Below are 20,714 nucleotides of genomic sequence, written 5' to 3' on the forward strand. Positions count from 1 at the left end.
GTCTGGGCAGATCGACGAACTTGCGCCGGGTGTGGGCCGTATCCTTAAGAAAGATGGGGGCCATCAGCGATAAGATTACGAATACCCGACACCTTTTCATGACCGTGAGCCAGGCAAAGCAGTGTCGACTCAGCGAATGGTTTGCCAACCAGCTGAAAGCCGACTGGCAGGCCGCTGGGGCAAAAACCGCATGGTAGAGACAGTGCCGGAAGACCCAGGTAGTTTGTCAGCCGGGTGCAATGACTCAGATTCGTGATCATTTTTGTCGACTCTAGCGAGTCTCCCAGATCAGTCTCTGCGAGCGTCGGCGTAGGCCGTCGAAAGACAGGGGTATGCAGGACGTCGCACTGCTTCATGACGTCATTCATGAATCGTTTGAAATGGAGGCCTCTGAGCTGCCTGGCCTGAACGTAGGCCGAAGCAGGAATGAAGAAGCCGTGCAATAACCGGGCCCGCGTCTGGTGACCGTAACTGGCCTCGTGCCTGGCGAACCGCGCAGCATGATAGGCTGCAGATTCAGCACCCAGAACGATATAGGACAAACTGGTTAGCTCCTGGTGACCGGGCACCTTGACCTTGACCAGCTTGCAGCCGAGTTGTTCTAGATGCTGCAGGCTCTCTTCCATCAAAGACTCAACCGTGGGATCGATATCCTCATAATAGTAATTCTCCGGAATCCCGACGCGCAGCCCCTTGACATCATCTTCCAAAGACCGGGAAAACCGGGCATCTACCCCACTGCTAGCCGATGTCAGACAATCCATCATCAACGCAACGTCTTCCGCAGTGCGGCCAATCGGCCCGAAACAATCGAGCGAGCGCGACATGGGCATGACACCGTCGCTGGGCAACAGCCCATGTGTCGGTTTCAGGCCAACGGCCCCACAAGCTGCCGCCGGTATGCGCACTGAGCCTCCCGTGTCCGAGCCCAGCGCCGCAAATACCGCACCCGACGCTACAGCAGCTCCCGAGCCACTGGACGAGCCGCCTGAGATATAGGCCGAATTCCAAGGGTTGCGACAAGTGCCGAAATGATCGTTATGCCCCGTTGCGCCGAAAGCAAACTCAGACATGTTCAAACTACCAAGCTGAACAGCTCCCGAGCGGTCCAGGGCGGCCAGCAGGCGGGAAGTTCGCTTTGGAACCTGGGCCAGCTCAGGTGACGACCCGTAGGAACAGGGCATGTCCTTGCGGTGGAACATATCCTTGTGGGCCATAGGGATACCTGTCATGAGCATCTGCTCACGGCCAGCAAGACGGTCGGCTACACGTGCCGAATCCAGAGCGAACGCCTCGTCGATGCGGATAAAGCAATTCGATACTCGATTGATGCGTCGGGCCGCCTCCAGGCTCGCCGAAACTAGTTCTACACAGCCGATTTTCCTTTTGCGTACGGCTGAAGCAGCCTCCTTTAGCGTCCAGGCCATCGGATCACTCATCGCGACCACCCTCACTTGTGTCTTGAGATCAAATCTTCGAAATCAAACTCCTCGAGATCGGCATCAACCACAAAGCCAAAGGAGTAATCGATAGCGCCAAGCACCCGAGAAAGCACCTCTGCCGTCCGTTCAACATCGCCCTCTCGAGGCTCGACGCCAGACAAAAGAAGGAAATTGCGCTCGACATAATCGCTATAATCCATGTTTGTCGCGCTCCTCGAAGTGCCTCATCACCTCACTCATGCTCATCACATCGCCATACTTGGCATGGATGTCGAACAGATTCGCTTCATGTGGATTTTGATGGCGGTCTCCCACGCACTCACGGGGCACGACGACACGAAATCCGTATGAAATGGCATCGACCACCGAGGCACGAACGCAGCCACTCGTAGAACAGCCGGTCATGACAACCGTATCTACCCCCCTGGCGACGAGCATCGAGACGAGTGGGGTAGCGAAAAAGGCGCTTGGGTACTGCTTGCGTATGACAGGCTCGCCTTCGGCAGGCAGCACGTTGTCATCGAATTGCGAATAAATGCTGGATTCTGTCATCTGACGGAGAATAGGCAATTTCTTTATAAAAATTCCACCATCAGCTCCATCCTCAGAATAGACGACGCGCGTATGAATGACAGGCACATCACATCGACGCGCACAGTCATATAACGCCGCTGCATGCTTGACCGCCTCGACAACGCCTTCCGCATAGAGACCACTATCAGTATGCGTATACGCCTTCATGAAGTCTATCGCCAGAACGGCCGTTGATTTTCCGAACCCAGTCGCGCCATTGAAGGTATTACGGTAATTCTTCTGAAGATCATCGTCAGCCATCTACACATCCTCTCTATCATAGTGTGCTTATCACAGCATACCGGGCAGCCAGGTAACCACTGCGGGAAACATAGCAATAATTACCATGGCCAGAATAAAAACGCCCACGAAAGGCCAGGCAGCAGCATAAAGATCACTTATCTTGAGCTCCGGCGCTGCCGCCTTGAAAGCAAATAAGACATATCCGAACGGTGGCGAAAACCCACCTATAGTCACATTGATTAAGAAAAGAACCCAAAACCACAAAGGATCGAAACCCAGCGCCGCTATGACAGGAGTATATATAGGAATGATCACTATACTGATCGCTATCTGATCCATGAACATGCAGAATATGAAGGGTATTAACATCATAATCAACAACATGACTAGGGGGTCCAGAGATGTCGCAACGGAAAGCTGTGCGATGGCCGAGGTCGCACCGCTCAGGGAAAGAAGCTGACTAAACAGTTTCGAACTGGCCATGATAATCAGTATGACAGCCGAAACTGCAGCTGCAGACTGAACGGACTCCAGAACCATCTTAAATGAAAGTTTCCTGTAATACGCCGCGGCGAGGAGCGCCCCCACCACACCGGAAGCGGCGGACTCGGAAGGAGTAGCTATCCCCAGCAGGATAAACCCCATCACAAAAAAAATGATGACGGAGAAAGGCAGTAGCTGAAGGACAGCAATCACTTTATCTCTGAAACTCCTGACAGGAACTTCATTTGTGGAAGCCTTGCCAGCCAAACCGGGGTTGATCGCAATTCTAACAAACGTATATAAGAGAATGAGAGAAGCAATAATGAGACCAGGCACTATACCTGCGATGAGAAATCGAGATATGGAGATATTGGCCAGCATCCCGATAACGATGATGAGTACGCTGGGTGGGATGATGGGGGCTAGGTTGGCTCCACCCAGAATGGCGCCTATGGAGAGCCTACGATCGCTGCCCCTGGCCAGCATCTGTGGGAGAAGGGAGCGTCCTAGCATGGCGACGACTCCCATAGCAGCACCTGAAAGCGCTCCAAATATTGTTCCCAACGCAGCTGAGAGCACGAAGTCTCGCCCCTTAACGCGACCAATCAATGTATCGGTCGAACGAAAGACGGCGTCTGTTGCTCCCGAACGAAACAAAACCTCCCCCATCAATATGAATAACGCGATGGTTGCAAGTGAAGAAGAGGCAAGTGTATCGTAAATACTGTTGGTAAAAATACTAAACCCGCGGCCACCAAAGTAGTACATGGCACCGATCAGGTTCGTGAAGAGAAATGCCACAAATACCGGCACGCCAATAACAAACAAGAAAAGAAGAACCGCCAAGCCTGCAAGCAAGATCTGAAGCCATTCCATTTTCATCTCCCACATCTAGTTTTGTTGTGCGGCATCAACGATCTTCTATCGTCAAAGAACTCTGAAACTCCATGATGCTTGCCCGTAAGAAATATACACCCGAGTTAATCAAGCCATAAGAAATCACAGCACTCATCCACCACCTGGGAACCGATACAACGGCCATGGTGCTGATGCCACGGCTGTATTGGCGCACGGCCTCTTCGAAGGCATACCACCCCGCCCACACACAAGCCACGGCTGCAAGCAGGAAAAGCACGGAACTAAAATAGCCTCGGGGTTTTTCAGACAAAGCATCTTTGACGAAGCTTATTTCTATATGGGCTCGCTCCCTAGTCAATCTTGGAGCCAAAAGGAAGGTCGAAAAGAGGAGAAAATAACCCGTAAAATCATTAATCCACTGCGTAGGACTGCGAAAAAAATAGCGAGCCGTTATTTCATAGCAAAACATGACCAAGATTGCAAACAAGGCCAACACCCCTATCCAGTAGCCTATATCCGTCAACGTATCGTGTGTCTTGCCAAGGCCGGAGCATAGCTTGTTCATTATTTCTCAGCCCCCAGATTATTAGAGAAATATTAACGACAAATTCAAATCGTCACTGGCCGCGCACGGCCAGTGACGATGAACTCCCGTCAAGGATACATTCTCAAGGCGTCAGGCCAGCCTCGCGGGCGAGCTCGCGCATCCGCTCGGCAGGACTCCCTGAAATACGGATGGCCTCTTCCCACAGGCCATCGGCAAAAGCTTGATCGAGAACCTCCTGCTGCTCGTCCCCCAGATACGTGAGTTCGGCTCCCACCTCCTCCATTAACTCTGTTTCTTCGGCAATGAGGCGGTCGTAATGAGCGAGAGAGGCATCCTCCAGCTCACGTCCAATTTCCAGAAACGTTGCCTGGTCCTCCTCGGGAACCTCTGCCCAGTAATCTTCGTTGAAGACCACCATCAAACTGGTTACCCCGAATCCAGGGCGGACCAGGTAGGGCAGCACTTCATGCAAGCCGATTTGGTAATTACCAAAAATATTGTGGCCCGCGCCTTCGATGACACCTCGCTCTGCCGCGGTGTAAATATCCGAGACGGGCATCACGGTGGGAGAACCACCAAAGGCACGAATAGGGCCATGATAAGTCAGAGTGCCACGGATAATGCGCCCTTCGAATCCACCGTCATCGCCGATGGGGTCTGTCAGCATGAAATGATAGCCGGGATTGGCGGAGGGAAACGAGATCATCCGCACATTATGAGTCAGGTAGTAATCCTGATAGGCCTCCCATACTCCTGACTCACGGCGCGCCTCCGGGTCGGCATCTATGGCGTCGGCAGCCAGACCCACGCCCGTAACACCGGTGTGATAAGGGCCCGTGGAAAGAGCCATGGGAAACACACCAGAGCTCACCGGGTCGAATTGCTCAAACCCTGGAATCGCATCCTCACCCACCAGGCTGATCTGATAACGCCCGTCGAAACGCTCATCGACCATCTCGACGAACAAATGGGCAATATCGTTCAGAGCGTGATTGGTGGGAAATGGAACGAGCATCTGGTAGTTGTTGGCTTGCGCCGTTGATATACCACTCAAGCCAACGGCTACAGCGAGTGCGGAAAGTACAGGTAGTTGTTTCATTGTTTTCTCCTGAGATATTGTCAATTCATGGGTTTCAGGCTGATATTCGATAAGGCATACCGTGAAACTCAGCAGCTTTTTTGGTGTATCCTCTTTTTACTTTATCGAATTGCTGGCCAACGATCCCCCCGCGCACGGCACCGGCGCCGACGTCGTGGTAAGCTGCCTCCAGCGCAGGGGAAAGCGGCTGGCTGTATGGCGTTGAAATCCAGGCTCTCAATAGATGACGCTTCTTGCTCTCCTCCTCGTAATCGACAAAATCAGTACGTGAATGCAGAATTACGTGATTGTTGAGAATTTGCATGTCCCCCGGCTGGAGAGTCATCTCGAAAGTAAATTCATCGGATGCCACCAGACGATCCAATATGTCCATTGCTTCGACCTGATATTCATCAGGATGAGGAACCCCATCAAACTCATGTGCGTAGCGAATATGATTGCGAACGTATCGGCAACAAAAAAAGCCATCACGTTCCGAGAAGATAGGAGCCGCATAATATGGCGCCTCCTCAGGGCTTTCTTCCCCTTTACGGGAATAATGAATATTCCTGCACAGCGCCTTAAACAGTTCAGGAGCCGTAGAGGCAATCTCGTCTTTCAATGATACGGAGCATGCAATACGACTCTCACCGCCGGTTCTTGCCGCGTTGATACAAAGCAGACCAACCAGATCCGCCATATCGGTGTGGTAGTCGAGCCTGGCATTCGTGTTGTATCCCCGACCGCTCGCAGATCGATAGTTGCCGCCGGCGTCACGTACGTCGCCAATTAGGTCACTCTTGACCCCCTGCGGCCGCAGCACTCCAAGGTGGTTGCACAACCCCCAGTAGAGCGCCCGGATACGATCGACCGACAGCGACTCGATAGGCAGCCCACGCAGTACCACGAAACCCAGGTCGCTCGATACCGCTTGCCTAACATCAGCAATCAGTTGTATGAGGTTGTCGAACGGGAAGTCCTTAGCGCTGCTTTGCAAAAGGGACTTGCCGCTATCCTCGAATGCCGCCAGGCCCGCGATCAAACCTTCCCGCTCTTTGGATGATAGCGCTCTAACCCAGGCTTGATCGTCAACCAACTCCTTGCTTTTCCAAGCTTTCGGCATGGCGCCGACGGAGTTGCCTGTGTAGGAAGCAGACTGAACGGAATGCGACAAGCCATTGTCGGCAAAGCTCTTTTTTTCATTTTCAAGACCTGAACCGTGCTGTGCCATGCCTCATCTCCAGTGTGTCGATTATTGTCTGTATACTGGTGAATTACAGCCTTGCTCATTGGATACGGTTTGTCAAATACTGCTTGATTCGACCCGAACGGCCAAGTCGCCTGTCCTACCTAAAAAGTTCCTTTACACTACTCAAATAAAAGTTAATCCCCATTGGTTTCAATGACTTATGGATGTTTGCACAGCACGCTCATATTCATATATGACAAGAACAATGACAGCGCAGAAGAGACCTTCCATGCGCAGATTGCACGCGCCTCACTTGATTGGATACGATCTGTGGTATATGTATACTATAGCTGGCATCACACGCTCAGCCATGGCTAATAACGACAGCGAGGCCAACGACAGCGAGGCAGGCAGCGATGGGAAAAACGCTTTTCGACAAGATATGGGAGTCGCATGTCATCACCGAGCGGGATGATGGCACTGCACTTCTCTTCATAGACCGGCACCTCGTGCACGATGCAACGGCACAGGCGTTCGATCAGCTCAAGGCCGAGGGAAAAAAGGTACGAAGGCCCGACCTGACGTTCGGCATGGCCGACCACTACATTGCCACTCATTACGACCCCGATCGCGATCCCGTACATGACAACATGGTGACGACGCTGGCGGAAAATGCCCGCGATCAGAACATCATGTCTTTCGGTGCGGGTGACGAGCGCCAAGGCATCGTCCACGTAGCAGGCCCCGAACTAGGACTCACCCTGCCGGGCACCCTACTCGTGTGTGGCGATAGCCATACTTCCACTCACGGTGCGCTAGGTGCGCTAGCCTTTGGTATCGGTGCCTCTGAGGTCGCTCATGTACTCGCCACCCAGACGCTCTGGCAGAAGCGCCCAAGATCGATGCACATTCGCATCGACGGCGAGCTCGGCCCTTACGTCACGGCAAAAGACCTGATTCTGACTATCATCGGCACCATCGGCGCTAATGGCGGCGCAGGGCATGTCATTGAATACTCAGGCAAGGTCATAGATGAACTGTCCATTGAGTCCCGCCTGACACTGTGCAACATGTCGATCGAAGCCGGCGCACGGGCCGGCATGATTGCACCCGATGAAACGACATTCGCCTACTTGAATGGCAAGCCCTTTGCGCCGCAAGGAGAGCTCTTCGAGCGTGCCGTATCAGCGTGGCGAGAACTCAAGAGCGATGCCGATGCGCAGCATGACAAGGAAGTCACGATAGAGGCCCGCACAATAGCCCCAACGGTAACATGGGGCAATTCACCGGAAACCGCCCTGCCTATCACTGGCCACATTCCCGCCCTCGAAGAGATCGAGCTCAACAAGCGGGAACAGTACAATGCCACCATCGAGTACATGGGGCTCGAGCCGGGCGAAAAACTCACCACCCTCATAGTCGACCGCGTATTCATTGGGTCCTGCACCAATAGCCGCCTGGAAGACCTGCGCGAAGCTGCAAAGATTGCAAAGCTCGGCAAAGCCAAGGTCCCCACCTTTGTCGTACCCGGCTCACAACAGGTTCGTCGCCAAGCGGAACAGGAGGGACTGCACGAGATCTTCTTACAGGCGGGGTTCGAGTGGCGAGAGCCGGGGTGCTCCATGTGCGTCGCCATGAACGGAGACTCGGTACCTGCCGGTGCTCGCTGCGCCTCCACTTCTAATCGCAACTTCGCCGGCCGCCAGGGCCCGGGCAGCAGAACGCACCTCATGAGCCCCGCCATGGCAGCTGCTGCTGCCATCACCGGCCACCTTACCGACGTCAGGGAGCTGGAGGGTACAAAATGCTAGCTTTTACCGAACACCGCGGCCTAGTCCTTCGCTTGCCCTGGGAAAACATCGATACCGATCAGATCATACCCGCACGGTACTTGCACCGCCCTCGTGATGCCGGGTATGGGGACCAACTATTTCACGACCTTCGTTTCACGCCCGATGGCAAGCTCAGAGTCGGTTTCCCCCTCAATGACCCAACCAAGGCCGAGTCTAGCATTCTTGTGGCAGGAAAAAACTTCGGATGCGGCTCATCACGAGAGCATGCCGTATGGGCATTGCTGGATTATGGCTTTCGCGTAGTGATTGCGCCGGATTTTGGCGACATATTCTTCAATAACAGCCTCAAGAATGGCCTATTAGCGATTCGCATGGATGAGCAAAGCATCGAATCGCTCATGCAAGTGGAAAGCGACTCCACGATCCTGAGCGTAGACTTGCCTCACCAGAGCATCACCAATCGAGATGGCATAACCCTCTCATTCGAAATCGATTCCTATCGAAAAGAGGCACTCCTCAAGGGCGAATCAGAAGTCCAAATGACGTTTCGATTACTTGATGAAATCAAGGAATTCGAAGCACGACATATCACAGGAAACCCTTGGATAGAAACATCTTGATTATCACCTGGCGCGTCCAGCCTACATCAATAACCCGGTTAAAAATGAATATAAAGGAGATGAACAATGACAGCCAAGACACTTAAAGAACAGCTGAACTCCGGGGAGATCGTCGTTGCACCCGGTATCTATGACATGATTTCAGCCTTGATCGCCGACCGCATGGGGTTCAAGGCTCTTTACGTGACCGGCTATGGCACGGTTGCCTCTCACCTGGGCTTACCCGACGCAGGCATTGCCACCTATAGCGACATGGTCAGCAGAATCGCCACCATGGCGAAAATGACTAATACTCCTATCGTCGCTGATGCCGATACCGGTTACGGCGGATTGCTTAACGTCCATCATACTGTGCAGGGCTATGAAGAAGCAGGAGCTTCCGCCATTCAACTCGAAGATCAGGAATTCCCGAAGAAGTGCGGCCATACGCCCGATCGCCGAGTCATTCCCCTGGAAGACATGGTACAAAAAATTAAAGTCGCCTGCGATGCTCGGCGTAGCGACGATCTCGTAATCATCGCACGCACGGATTCCCGAACGGCCTTGGGGCTCGATGAGGCATTGAAACGCGCACAGGCCTACAGCGAAGCGGGTGCCGACGCCATCTTCATCGAATCGCCCGAATCGGAGCAGGAAATGGAAACCATAGGCAAGCGCATCGACAAGCCACTGATAGCCAACATGGTACCGGGAGGCCGCACACCGCTGCTCTCGGCCGACAAACTCCAGTCGCTGGGCTTTGCACTGGCCATCCACCCCGCCGCCGGCTTCCTGGCCACTGCCGCAGCCCTGGAAAAGAGCTATACCGATCTAAAAGAGAATGGCGGCGTGACCGACTCTTCCCTGCTGTATAGTTTCAGCGAGTTCAATGAGCTAATCGGCTTCCCAGAGGTTTGGGAGTTTGAAAAGCGCTACATGGGCTAGGCTTCACCCGAAAAGTGCCTGCGCTTTGTCAAAGCCTGAGCGCTGGCAACCGCTCACCGGGAGTATGCCCCGGTGAGCATTTCTCGACATAGCCACTCAGGATTCAAGGTTTGTACAGCCAAATTTCGAGTACGACCCGAACCCTGGCGTTGGCCGCCTTAGGCGGGCTAGTCGGCAATATTGCCGGCCTGCCTGCTGGCTGGCTACTTGGCGCCATTGTCGCAACCTTGGCAGGTAGCCTCGTCGGCCTTCGACTGAATTATCCCAGCGAGATGCAAGCACTAGTCCTGCTGCTTGTCGGCATCAGTATCGGCAGCTCCTTGAGCCCACGGTTCTTTTCTGAAGCGGCTTCCTGGCTGCCAAGCCTGGCGGGATTGGTGGCCGCCATGTTAACGATCACCTTCACCGTCTCTCACGCACTTTCCAGGCTCACCAGGCTATCCGGAAACACCAGCTTTCTCTCGGCCTATCCCGGACACATGGTGTTGATACTGCAAACGGCATCGCAGTACCCATGCAACATACCGCAGGTCACGATGATTCAAAGCATACGGCTACTATTTCTCGTCGTGCTTTTTCCGTTACTTGCCAAGGGAGCCGGCGGGGATAGGGTATTGGAAGCACAGGAAACTCACTACACGGCGCTCGCGATGATGATACTCGCTGCCGTTCTGGGGGCAGCCATATGCAAACGCTATCGGCTTCCCGCTGCCGTTCTTCTGGGATCGATCCTGGGAGCAGCTATGGTTTCCATCAGCGGCTTCGAGGCTGGCAGGCTGCCAACGGGCTTGCAGACGTCGATTTTCATCCTGACCGGCGCGATGGTCGGAACGCGCTTCAGCGGCAGCAGCCTGAGAAGCATGGCCAAACTGCTTCCCGTATCGTGCTTCTCCGTTGCACTGACGCTATTCGCAACCAGCGCAATCGCCTTCCCCATCAGCATGGCAATCGACGTACCCTTCACGCAGTTGCTATTGGCCTATGCGCCCGGCGGGGCAGAAGTTATGGCACTGATCGCACTCGCTGTCGGTCATGATGCTGGCTTCGTCGGCATACATCACCTGGCCAGGCTGATGTTCATGGCGATCAGCTTCCCTCTGCTGCTTAGACTAATGGTCACCGACGAGTGAAGCTCCTATCGCAGTCTCATGACCTCGCAGTCAGAGAGCGACATCAATAGACGGCCCGGTAGATCTCGAGAGCATCCTGCTCTGTTACATCCCGAGGATTATTGACCAGCAAACGCTGCTGCTGCATTGCGTCCGCGGCCAATGCCCCGAGGGCGGTCTCGTGAACCCCGACATCACGTAGTCTCAAGGGCAAGCCGCTTCCATTCAACAGGGCCTCGATGCCCACGATGAAGCGTTCGCAATCGTCAGCAACCGAGGGAGACCATGGCTCTCTAGTCAAAATTGGCGCCAACTCTGCATAGTGTTCGGCTGCCGCCACCGCATTGAAGCGAAGCACCGCCGGCAGCACCAGGGCATTGGATAATCCGTGGGGTACGTGGTAATGGCCGCCGAGGGGATAAGCCAAGGCATGCACTGCCGCTACCGGCGCATTAGCGAACGCCTGGCCGGCAAGACAGGAACCCAGCAGCATGCCTTGCCGCGCATCGATATCGTTCCCGTCCTGCAGCACCCGGTCGATATGGCCAAAGAGAAGGCGCAAGGCTTCCTTGGCCAGCAGATCGGACATCGGATTCTTGCGAACCTTGCTCGTGTAAGCCTCTATCGCATGCACCATTGCATCGATACCCGTGGCCGCCGTCACATGGCGCGGCAGCCCGACCGTTAGGCCGGCATCCAGAACGGCAACGTCCGGAAGCAACACCGGCGAGACAATGCCCGACTTCGTCGTTTCGCCTGTCGTTACGATGGAGATCGGCGTCACCTCGGACCCAGTGCCCGCAGTCGTGGGCACCTGCACCAGCGGCAGCCTATCGGCTTGAATATTTCCAATGCCGTAGGCCTCCTGCAGCGGCTGGCGGCAGTGCGGATGAGCAAAGCACGCCACCAACTTTGCTACGTCCATGGAGCTACCGCCGCCAAAACCGATGACCAGCTCGGCACGCATTTGCCTGGCTCGCTCGATAGCCTCGAGCACGACCGTTTCGGGCGGGTCTGCCACCACGCCACCGAAGACCTCTACCGAAGCCCCATGATCTGCCAGACCTGACACCGAGGTCTCATGCAATCCCAAATCGGAAATGCCGGGATCGGTGATCAAAAAGATCCGCTTGGCCGAGAATTGGCTCACCACCTCATGAAGGCGCGCAGACGCGCCCTGCTCGACAATCAGCTTTCGTGTGGTATTGAATTCGAAACTGAGCATCATTCCTCCTCGCTCGTTCTCACAAGGTCGCACGCCGCCATGATGTGAGACTTCATGATCGATGAGGACCAGTCACCATCTCCTGCCGCGATAGCGGCTACGAGATCGCGATGGTGTATTAAGCTACGCTGCTCATCCTTGGCTGAAAAGAATCGATAGGACCTGATAAGAAACCCTATATCCATCAGTGACAATGCTGTTTCTTCGAGCTTGGAGTTGCCTGCCAATTTCAGAATTTTCGTATGGAATTTCCGATTCAATACCGATAGGGACTCGACGGTTTCTGGTGCCAGTCGATAGCTTTCCATTTCCTCGCAGATGAGCTCAAGATCCCGAATATCCCTGGGAGTGGCATTTCGCGCGGCAAGCCCCGCAGCACAGCTTTCCAGGCATGCCCTTACCTGGAAAATCTCGACGGCATCCTTCCTAGTCCAACCTCTTACTGCGGCACCGGAATTGGGATGAAAAACCACGAACCCGTCCTGCGAAAGGCGATGCAGTGCCGTACGAACGGGTGTTCTACTGGTTCCCACCCGATTAGCCAACTCATCCTCACGCAACCTGTTATTGGGCTGATACTCACCGGCAAGAATCGCCTCTCGTATGATGATGTATGCCCTTTCAGGGGCGGGAAGGTTAGTGAATTTTGGACTCTCTGTGTCTAAAACTTCCATATTCTCACCTTGCACCATTTTTCTGACAAACCACAATTAACCTCATGTACGCTTGAGATACTCCAGGCTTTCTCTTGCATTGCGATATATTTTAAGGGCGATGGGGGCCAAACAGAACAGGATCATGCAAAGCAGGATAAGGCTGACGGGCCTGTTCAGGAAAATTCCCAGAGAAAGCTCTCCTGCCCCCTGAAAGGTTCTCATCAACTGGCGGTCCAGAATTGGGCCAAGAATGATGCCCAGAATGACCGCTATCAAAGGATAATCGTATTTTCTCATCAAAATGCCGAGTGCGGCAAAAACGAGCATGATCTTCACATCAAACATTTGCAGACTGATCGCATAAGTCCCCGCCACCGAGAATACGGCTATTAAGGGAATCAGTACGATAGTCGGGATGTTGATCACCTTCGCCGCGTACAAGGAGACCAGCAGGCCCGCCATGAACAGGAAAACAGAAGCAACGATTTGGGCGAACATGATACCGTAGACGAGTCCCTGATGGTCGATGAACAACCGCGGCCCGGGGATGAGGCCTTGCAGCATGAAGGCACCTACCATAACCGCGGTCGCCAGCCCACCCGGTATGCCCAGGGACAACATGGTGGCCAACGCGCCGCCTTCAGAAGCATTGTTTGCCGATTCAGCGCTGATCAAACCCTCTTCCGCTCCTGTACCAAACTCTTCCGGCTTTCTTGAACTGCGCTTTGCTTCATTGTAGCTCACCACACTTGCCACTGTGGCACCGGCGCCGGGCAGCGCACCGATAATGACCCCGATTGTGCTTGACTTGAGCACGGTCAGGGGGTGTTTCAACACACGACCGAAACCATACAACAGCTGATGCAGATTTTTCTGACTATCGCCTTTGCTCCCGCTTCCTCCTGCAACATAGCGCTGCTGTAGCATATAAAAGAGTTCGGAAAAACCGATCAGTCCTATCAAAGCGGGAATGACTGGAATGCCGTCCATCAACTCAAAGTAGCCGTGGGTACCGCGAATCGCCCCGGTCGATGTCATGCCCACGGTCCCCAACAGCACCCCGAAACCACCTGCGATGATGGCTTTGAGAAAGCTGTTATGCAAGGCAGCGATAACCGTCAGCCCAAGCACACCGACCAAAAACAGCTCGGGTGGACCGAACATCAACGCAACCGTGACGATGAGCGGCATGACAAGAATCAGAAAGATAGCACCAAGCAGGTTGCCCATGGCAGATGAAGCAACAGCCATGCCCAACGCCTCACTGGCTCTTCCCTGCTTCGTCATGGGATTGCCGTCGAAACCTGTCACGATTGCCTGGGGGGAACCAGGTATGTTGAGCAAGATCGAGGATATGGAACTGCCAAAATTACCGCCCGCATAGATTGCGGTAAGAAAAGCTATCCCCAGTACAGGACTCATCGGGTAAGTCAGCGGAAGCATGATACTGATGGCCAGTGGGGTGCTGAACCCGGGTATTGCACCGGTGATGATACCGAAGAAAACACCAAGAAGAAGAATGGCCATGACCTTCCAGTCGGCTAGAAGAGCAAGACCCTCCATGATTGGAGCAGCATCGAACATGAATCATGTCTCCGGCCATGTGTTAAGACAAAATGCCTTTCGGAAGGGGGATGCTCAACCACATATCGAAAGTCAAATAAATGAACAAGGCTGTACCTGCTGGAAATACAGCAACGATCAACCAGGATTTAACCGAGAAGACCATGAGCAGCAGAGTCATATATAGCCAAGACGACGCTACAAACCCCAACCACTCTATTCCATAAACATAAGCCACTGTCAGTACCGCAAAAGACAGCGTTGCTGCTTTGTTGGTGATTTTCCTTTCACTCGCCTCCCCATTGGAAGCTTGACTATTCTTGCCAGCCAGTGATCTGCACACATAAGCAGCCACCAAAACCAGGAACGCCGCAAGTATGACAAAATATACGGGCTGGATCAGAAGTAAATTCACCTCACGTCTCGGCAAAGCGCTTACTTCCAGATAATAATAGGTCGCGTAAGCCAGCATGATCGAAGGCACGATGAACTCACCGCCCTTCTTGCCCAGCTCCCTGAGAAAACCCATAACTCTCACCTCAAGCGATTCCACCCGCCAAGAAAAAGGAGAGGCACATCAGCGCCCCTCCCCATCGATCAGTTTCCTGACAGCATGTCGCCGTATCTTTCTACGACCTCATGAATCTCATAAATGATTTCCTTGGACTCTTCAGGTCCATAGAAGCCGGAAATGAGATCCGAACCGAGATTTTCGATATGTGCCTGGTAAGCATCGCTGTGAAACACCTCTCTATAACTGGCAACGATGGCATCGAAAATTTCAGGGTTCTCTTCAGCAAAGCTAGTGTGTACGGCGAGAAACCGGTTATCGCCGATAGCGGGAAGGTCGGCCTCTGGAAAGGCTTCGTTCACCGGCGGGGCATCCGGCCATCCGGGAAAGGTCTCATGTGAAGAGACGGCCAGCACACGCACCTGGTCACCAAGCGTCATATCACCGTATGCCGAAGAGAACGCTGCGTCCGAGTGACCGCCCAGCAAATCTGTGCGCTGCTCGCCACCACCGTCAAACGTCACGATATTGGGGTTCAGCTCAAGCGTATCGAGGAAAGCCAGGCCAAAGAGATGCGTCCCGGAACCAGTCGCCATCGACATGGTAACGCCGCTTGGGTTCTCGCGAATGCTCTCGACCAGGTCTTCGATGTTTTCGTAGGGGGAATCGGCCCGAACGACGATCGATGTATAGTCGCGCTGCTCGATGTTGATGAAGGTGAAGTCTTCCAGATCGAAGTCGGCCCCTTGCGCAACGATGTTCATGCTCAGGGTCGGCTGGATGCCAGCGAACAGGTAGTGCCCGTTGGTCGGCGAGCCGAGGAAGGTTCTCGATCCCAGCAAGCCTGAGGCTCCACCACGATTGTCCACGATCATGGCGTAATCGTGGTATTCCTCCCAGTGCTGGGTCAACCCGCGAGCAAAGCGATCGATGGAACCGCCCGCACTGAAAGGAAGAATGAGCCGAACGTTTTCCGTTGGCCATTCGGCAGCATTGGCTGAAAGAGCCATGCCCGGCACTGCGGCCACAAGGACAGCACCGGCAAAGAGCGCCTTGGAGGTCATTTTCTTCTTCGGCTGGACGGTCATACTTGCTCCTCTCTCTTGTTTTTTGCGATACCACTTTTCGCGATGGCTTCCTGTGTGCCATTCCATGTGCATCGGGATTGTTCTTGGCAATATGAGTGTTTCTAGCGAGTCTCTCCGTGACGGGAGCTTCTCCTATCTTGTATCCCAAACTAGTTTATTGGATACGATCAGTCAAGAAAGGCTGTTGCTCTACTTTTGTCTAATCACCGGCAAGCAGACATTGCTAATCATGCACCCTCGTGCCGCGCTATTCATTTCTGATTAAACCACATTAAAATCAGAGAGATAAATTGGAGCCTCACCGCCAGGCGCTCCTGACAGACGGATAGCCAAGGACAGGGCATGGCATCAGCAGGTGTCCGAAACTGCGCCTTCGGATTCTCGCTTATCGTCGGTTAGGGAAATTGGATACGAAATTTGATCATTTATGAGGCATCTCTGACCTCCTATGTGCCAGGGTTCAGCCTTATTTGGCGCACGCTCCCCCTCAGAATCGGCACGACCGGCAGGGAGCGTTGAACCGGTGAGAGCTGCCCCTCGCGCATTTTCGCAAGCAACAGATCCGCTGCCACCGTTGACCTTCCCGCCAGAAGCCGGTCCACCACCAATGTGAGTTTTCCGCTACGTTTATCCTGATAGCAGGAGATCTCGCGATGAAGCGTAACCGTCATACCGAAGAGCAGATTATCAGCATCCTCAAAGCCAACGAGCGCGGCGTCTCGATCGCCGAGCTGGCTCGGCAGAACGGTGTGACCGAGCAGACCATCTACCGCTGGAAGGCGAAGTACAGCGGCATGGAAGTCTCGGAGGCCAACCGCCTGCGCGAGCTGGAGACCGAGAACGCCCGGCTGAAGAAGCTCTTGGCGGAAAACGCCCTCGACAATGCTGCGCTCAAGGAGATTGTCTCGGGAAAGTGGTGACGCCCCAAGCGAAGCGGCGTGCGGTGAAACACCTGGTGGTAGGCGGCTGGCTCAGCCAGCGAGGTGCCTGCCGATTGCTGGGCCTGGCAAGGTCGGTAGCCCGGTACCAGGCGATGCCGTGTGACGATGCGCCGCTTCGGGCCCGCCTACAAGCCTTGGCGACTTGCTTTCCCCGCTATGGCTGCTTGCTGCTGCATGCCTTGTTGCGTCAGGAGGGCTTGGTGATCAATCGCAAGCGGACCTACCGGCTGTACTGCGAGCAGGGTCTTTAGGTCCGAACCCGGCGTCGTAAGCGGCTGGTTCGGCCGAGAACAGCGATACCACTGCCGGACAGGCCCAACCAGCACTGGTCGATGGATTTCGTGTCGGACCAGTTGGCCTCGGGACGCCGATTTCGTGTGCTGAACATCGTGGACGATTTCAGCCGCGAGTGTGTCGGCCAGTTGGTGGACACGTCTATCTCGGGACGTCGCTTGGCCCGGTTCCTCGACGAGATCGCGAACCATCGTTCACTGCCGGCCTCGATTATCTGCGATAACGGACCTGAGCTGACCAGCAAGGCGATGTTCTTCTGCGCGTGAGCGGACGGTGACGCTGGCCTTCATTCAACCAGGCAAGCCGACGCTGAATGCGTTCATCGAGAGCTTCAACGGCAAGTTCCGAGACAGCTGCCTCAATCAGCACTGGTTCCTTAGCCTGGCGGATGCATGACACGAAATCACCCAATGGAGAACCCACTACAACCATGTTAGACCGCACAGCTCGCTAGGCTATTTGCCACCCGTGGCCTATGCCCAGCAATGTGCCTGAAAGAGCGGTTTCTCACATTGATGACGGACCTAAAACAGGGGGAAGGTCAGAGCCACTCACACGATCCGCGCCATCGCAACTCACTTGGACCGTACACCGAGCACCCTTCAATAGTGTTGCGCTTGGAACTTGATACCACCAGCATTGGCTAACCCAATGTTGCAACGGGCGAAGCCATCATTCACTGATTATAAACTCGGTTCCCACAGCAGCCCTAGGCGTAGCCGCCGGGTGAACACACCTTACGCGGAAGGCCCTGGCCGGCCACTTACCCTTAGGCCGCAAAATCGAAGCAATAGAGTGTAGCCGAATGTATCAAAAGAACCACTGAAATGCTAGAAATTCAATGGTCAAAAAACACTTGACCACTATCTGCAAGAAAGAGGCATTGTCGCAAAGGTGCAATCACACCCAAATGCAACATAATTTAGGTTATGGTGCATTAAAGGTATGTGCAGGATCGGATGAAGCGCCCGTCTTGGGCAGCACAGGCTATGATGATGCACTGGAGGGGAGCTTATGTTTTTTGCGAAGCAGCGCTAATTGAGCACGAGAATCAGGGCGGCAGTAGACAGCTGTGCGTCGATCATCGTCGAAGCAGCAATGGGTGGGAGCGGGACGACCACATTGGCATCTTTGGCCACCATCGATTACAGGGCCAGCTCCTGCATATCCACCTTCAAAGGCTGTCGCCGCCTGTACCTGCCCTGCACCGTGCGCACCCAACATTGAATTTTCATCTCTCGGGCATCACGCAGGTCGCCAGCTATCGATCCATTGACCTGACAAAATCAGGGACGGAAGGCTCTGTGTCGGGCTGAGTTCCCCCCTCCAAGCCACGTTGATTAGTCGGCGATAGCTCACCATGAGCTCCTATACCGTTCACAACCAAGAGCTCTTGGAACTCGTTAGCAAATGCTTCGTCTGGATCGATCATCGCGTCCTTGATTGCAGCCGCCCTGTCACACTGCGCCTCCAAGCGGAGCAATCGACGTACTGCTAGCTCCGCTCGCATAAAAGCCGATTGTGGGGATTCACGAGAAGCATATCGGGATGGCTGCCCGGGCTGCGTTAGAGTTCGCCATTCTATGTCACGCAGCTCCCGGGCACGCTCCTCAGCTGCTTTACAATGGACTCGGGATTTCCCACGAGCGTCACATTCTGCTGCCTCGATAGCATTGGACTGATGATAACTGCGCTCGAGTTTGTCCATCATCCTAGACTCGAAGACAATCCGTCCTGAAGCTGGACATACACCCGGCAGACTGATCCATGCCTCCCATTCATGCTTTTCGATGCGCTCCCATCGCCGGCATAGGGCAGGCTCCAGATCTTGAAGATCACAGCAGATCTGTAATTGGTGGCGTTTCTTCAGGCTTTGCTCGATCCGCTCTTGGCGGGCTTGCTCACGCAGCCTTGCTATTTTATGGTTTGCTGCCATTATCTCGCGATTCAGCATCGCCAGTTCGCTGTGCTGCGGAGTCCCCTCGCGTAGCATCCGCGCTGCAAAGCCCCCTAGATGTGCAGTCGGCTCGCGATCGCAGTCACGATCCGCGTAGCTGCGGTGATCGACACGATCAGCTTTGTATGCCCGCTGCAGAGCAGAATTCTGCATCCTTGCCCAGTTCCCCCTCTCACGCTCTGCTACGTTGGGAATTTTGTGACGCTGACAATGAATCGGATCGAGATTGAGGCATTTTTTCCCTAGGGTGCCATCGGACTCGACATGGCAGGCAGCAATGAGCATGTGCGCGTGCCAATTACCGTTGTGCCGACGGCCCGTTTTCGGATCGGTCATGTGGAACTGTTCAGGGTTCAGATCTAAGTCGCGGTCGGTGATCGTTCGCGGGGCATGGAGCGCGACATCAATCGCAACGCGGTATTTGTCGGCAAGCTCACGGGCAAATGTGACAGCCAACTCGTAACGCTGATCATCGTCCAGCTCAGCAGGCAGCGACACCTCAATCTCACGGGCCACGACTGCGTTTATCCGCGTGTGATGATGTTCGATGCGATTCCAGAACGCTGCACGCGCCTCAGTACTGCCGCCTGGTAGGAGGAGTGCTGTGCTTTGCACACCAGACTTGCGAGTGTAGTCGTGCTGAATTCCAGTACGCTCATCGACGATACACTCCCCTGCTCGATACGCAGCTGCAGCAGTCGCCATGCGGCCCTGGCTGCGCTGTATGACATTTACATGAAAATGATACAGGGCCATTTTGCGATGCCTCCGTAACCGGCTGGTGAACCCATCTACCGGAGAGGCTCGCCTTCTGTGACGTTAGGTGCCCACTTATTAATAGATGGGCACCTATCATGACTACCCCAAGCACTCAGGGTGAGATTCGCCGTCGTCGTCGCTACGCGTCGGCCTTCAAGGCCAAGATCGTGGCGGCCTGCCTGCAAGGCGATGCTTCGATCGCCCAGGTCGCGCTGCAGCACGGGCTCAACACTAACCTCGTCCAGACCTGGATCCGCAAGGCCAAGCGTCAGAGCCAGTTGCCAGCCGTGCCGGACTTCGTGCCACTCCCGATGCCGTCCGTAGCAGCTGATCGGCCAACGCCTCCTGCCACCGCCGAGATCCGCATCGAGATGCCCACGGCGCGCGGCACGATCAGCGTGCATTGGCCGGTAGCCGAGGCAGCCCAGTGCGCGCAGTGGCTGAAGGGGCTGTTGTGATGATTCGCATCGACGAAATCTGGCTGGCCACCGAGCCCCTGGATATGCGCGCCGGACCCGATACGTCACTGGCCCGGGTGGTGAAGGTGTTTGGCGCCGCCCGGCCGCATTGCGCCTATCTCTTCGCCAACCGGCGCGGCAACCGGATGAAGGTACTGGTTCACGATGGCCTGGGGATCTGGCTATGCGCCCGGCGTCTGAATCAGGGCAAGTTTCACTGGGCGGCGACCTGGCGCGGGGATCGGGTCGAGTTGTCGCCCGAGCAGGTCAGCGCTCTGGTGCAGGGCTTGCCCTGGCAGCGAATCGGCGCCGGTGGCGTGATCTCGGTGGTCTGAGGGATCTGCCACGGACGGCATAGAAACAACGGGCAGGCTATTCGCTGATGCGCTAATCCCACTGCCCT

The 20,714-nt window shown here is 54.7% G+C and carries 19 protein-coding genes and 1 pseudogene; 7 read left to right on the forward strand and 13 right to left on the reverse strand.

Features of this window, described 5'->3' with window-relative positions; genetic code table 11:
- Positions 1–44: 44 nt before the first annotated feature.
- The 7 genes from LOKO_RS12305 to LOKO_RS12335 form a co-directional block, all read right to left on the reverse strand.
- Positions 45–1,439 (reverse strand): amidase, encoded by a 1,395-nt coding sequence (locus LOKO_RS12305; protein ID WP_144439660.1) that lies wholly within the window; start codon positions 1,437–1,439, stop codon positions 45–47.
- An 11-nt stretch (positions 1,440–1,450) separates the two neighbouring features.
- Positions 1,451–1,642 (reverse strand): hypothetical protein, encoded by a 192-nt coding sequence (locus LOKO_RS12310; RefSeq protein ID WP_066449667.1) that lies wholly within the window; start codon positions 1,640–1,642, stop codon positions 1,451–1,453.
- A complete protein-coding gene (locus tag LOKO_RS12315; RefSeq protein WP_066449670.1) occupies positions 1,632–2,276 on the reverse strand; it encodes an N-carbamoylsarcosine amidohydrolase in 645 nt (214 codons plus the stop codon). The genes LOKO_RS12310 and LOKO_RS12315 overlap by 11 nt, the downstream gene beginning before the upstream one ends.
- Before the next feature lie 30 nt (positions 2,277–2,306).
- Positions 2,307–3,617 (reverse strand): TRAP transporter large permease, encoded by a 1,311-nt coding sequence (locus LOKO_RS12320; protein ID WP_066452341.1) that lies wholly within the window; start codon positions 3,615–3,617, stop codon positions 2,307–2,309.
- A 34-nt stretch (positions 3,618–3,651) separates the two neighbouring features.
- A complete protein-coding gene (locus tag LOKO_RS12325) occupies positions 3,652–4,164 on the reverse strand; it encodes a TRAP transporter small permease (RefSeq protein WP_066449671.1) in 513 nt (170 codons plus the stop codon).
- 103 nt (positions 4,165–4,267) lie between these two features.
- Positions 4,268–5,245: a TRAP transporter substrate-binding protein gene (locus LOKO_RS12330; protein WP_083517573.1), complete on the reverse strand. Its 978-nt coding sequence runs from the start codon at positions 5,243–5,245 to the stop codon at positions 4,268–4,270.
- A gap of 34 nt (positions 5,246–5,279) precedes the next feature.
- On the reverse strand, positions 5,280–6,455 hold the full coding sequence (locus LOKO_RS12335; protein ID WP_066449680.1) for a TauD/TfdA family dioxygenase: 1,176 nt from the start codon (positions 6,453–6,455) through the stop codon (positions 5,280–5,282).
- Positions 6,456–6,829: 374 nt separating this feature from the next.
- Between LOKO_RS12335 and leuC the strand changes: the two genes are divergently transcribed.
- The 4 genes from leuC to LOKO_RS12355 all read left to right on the forward strand — a co-directional run bounded on the left by leuC (position 6,830) and on the right by LOKO_RS12355 (position 10,880).
- Positions 6,830–8,224, forward strand: coding sequence for a 3-isopropylmalate dehydratase large subunit (leuC, locus tag LOKO_RS12340; RefSeq protein WP_066449683.1), 1,395 nt, complete (start codon positions 6,830–6,832; stop codon positions 8,222–8,224).
- A complete protein-coding gene (gene leuD, locus LOKO_RS12345; protein ID WP_066449684.1) occupies positions 8,218–8,826 on the forward strand; it encodes a 3-isopropylmalate dehydratase small subunit in 609 nt (202 codons plus the stop codon). The genes leuC and leuD overlap by 7 nt, the downstream gene beginning before the upstream one ends.
- 66 nt (positions 8,827–8,892) lie before the next feature.
- Entirely contained in the window at positions 8,893–9,750 is an 858-nt protein-coding gene (locus LOKO_RS12350; protein ID WP_066449685.1) for an isocitrate lyase/PEP mutase family protein, read from the forward strand.
- A 110-nt stretch (positions 9,751–9,860) separates the two neighbouring features.
- The gene (locus LOKO_RS12355; protein WP_066449690.1) at positions 9,861–10,880 is read left to right on the forward strand and encodes an AbrB family transcriptional regulator; all 1,020 of its coding nucleotides are present in this window, start codon (positions 9,861–9,863) and stop codon (positions 10,878–10,880) included.
- A 43-nt stretch (positions 10,881–10,923) separates the two neighbouring features.
- On the opposite strand, the gene LOKO_RS12360 is transcribed toward LOKO_RS12355, so the two are convergent.
- The 5 genes from LOKO_RS12360 to LOKO_RS12380 form a co-directional block, all read right to left on the reverse strand.
- The gene (locus tag LOKO_RS12360) at positions 10,924–12,084 is read right to left on the reverse strand and encodes an iron-containing alcohol dehydrogenase (protein WP_066449692.1); all 1,161 of its coding nucleotides are present in this window, start codon (positions 12,082–12,084) and stop codon (positions 10,924–10,926) included.
- Complete coding sequence (locus tag LOKO_RS12365) at positions 12,084–12,758, reverse strand: GntR family transcriptional regulator (protein WP_158509945.1); 675 nt, start codon at positions 12,756–12,758, stop codon at positions 12,084–12,086. Before LOKO_RS12365 ends, LOKO_RS12360 begins: the two co-directional genes overlap by 1 nt.
- 42 nt (positions 12,759–12,800) lie before the next feature.
- Positions 12,801–14,324 carry a tripartite tricarboxylate transporter permease gene (locus tag LOKO_RS12370; protein WP_066449699.1) on the reverse strand — a complete coding sequence of 508 codons (1,524 nt, stop codon included), beginning with the start codon at positions 14,322–14,324 and terminating at the stop codon, positions 12,801–12,803.
- 22 nt (positions 14,325–14,346) lie between these two features.
- Positions 14,347–14,832 (reverse strand): tripartite tricarboxylate transporter TctB family protein, encoded by a 486-nt coding sequence (locus LOKO_RS12375; RefSeq protein ID WP_066449701.1) that lies wholly within the window; start codon positions 14,830–14,832, stop codon positions 14,347–14,349.
- A gap of 68 nt (positions 14,833–14,900) precedes the next feature.
- On the reverse strand, positions 14,901–15,902 hold the full coding sequence (locus LOKO_RS12380; RefSeq protein ID WP_066449704.1) for a Bug family tripartite tricarboxylate transporter substrate binding protein: 1,002 nt from the start codon (positions 15,900–15,902) through the stop codon (positions 14,901–14,903).
- Between the two features lie 653 nt (positions 15,903–16,555).
- Between LOKO_RS12380 and LOKO_RS18915 the strand changes: the two are divergent.
- Positions 16,556–17,632: pseudogene (locus LOKO_RS18915) on the forward strand (IS3 family transposase).
- A gap of 766 nt (positions 17,633–18,398) precedes the next feature.
- Here LOKO_RS18915 and LOKO_RS12400 read toward each other — a convergent pair.
- Complete coding sequence (locus tag LOKO_RS12400; RefSeq protein WP_066449709.1) at positions 18,399–19,850, reverse strand: MobA/MobL family protein; 1,452 nt, start codon at positions 19,848–19,850, stop codon at positions 18,399–18,401.
- 98 nt (positions 19,851–19,948) lie between these two features.
- Between LOKO_RS12400 and tnpA the strand changes: the two genes are divergently transcribed.
- On the forward strand, positions 19,949–20,311 hold the full coding sequence (tnpA, locus tag LOKO_RS12405) for an IS66-like element accessory protein TnpA (protein ID WP_066449712.1): 363 nt from the start codon (positions 19,949–19,951) through the stop codon (positions 20,309–20,311).
- On the forward strand, positions 20,311–20,646 hold the full coding sequence (gene tnpB, locus LOKO_RS12410; protein WP_066449715.1) for an IS66 family insertion sequence element accessory protein TnpB: 336 nt from the start codon (positions 20,311–20,313) through the stop codon (positions 20,644–20,646). Before tnpA ends, tnpB begins: the two co-directional genes overlap by 1 nt.
- The last annotated feature ends 68 nt before the right edge of the window (positions 20,647–20,714 follow it).

It is taken from the genome of Halomonas chromatireducens, from assembly GCF_001545155.1.
Taxonomy (GTDB): domain Bacteria; phylum Pseudomonadota; class Gammaproteobacteria; order Pseudomonadales; family Halomonadaceae; genus Halomonas; species Halomonas chromatireducens.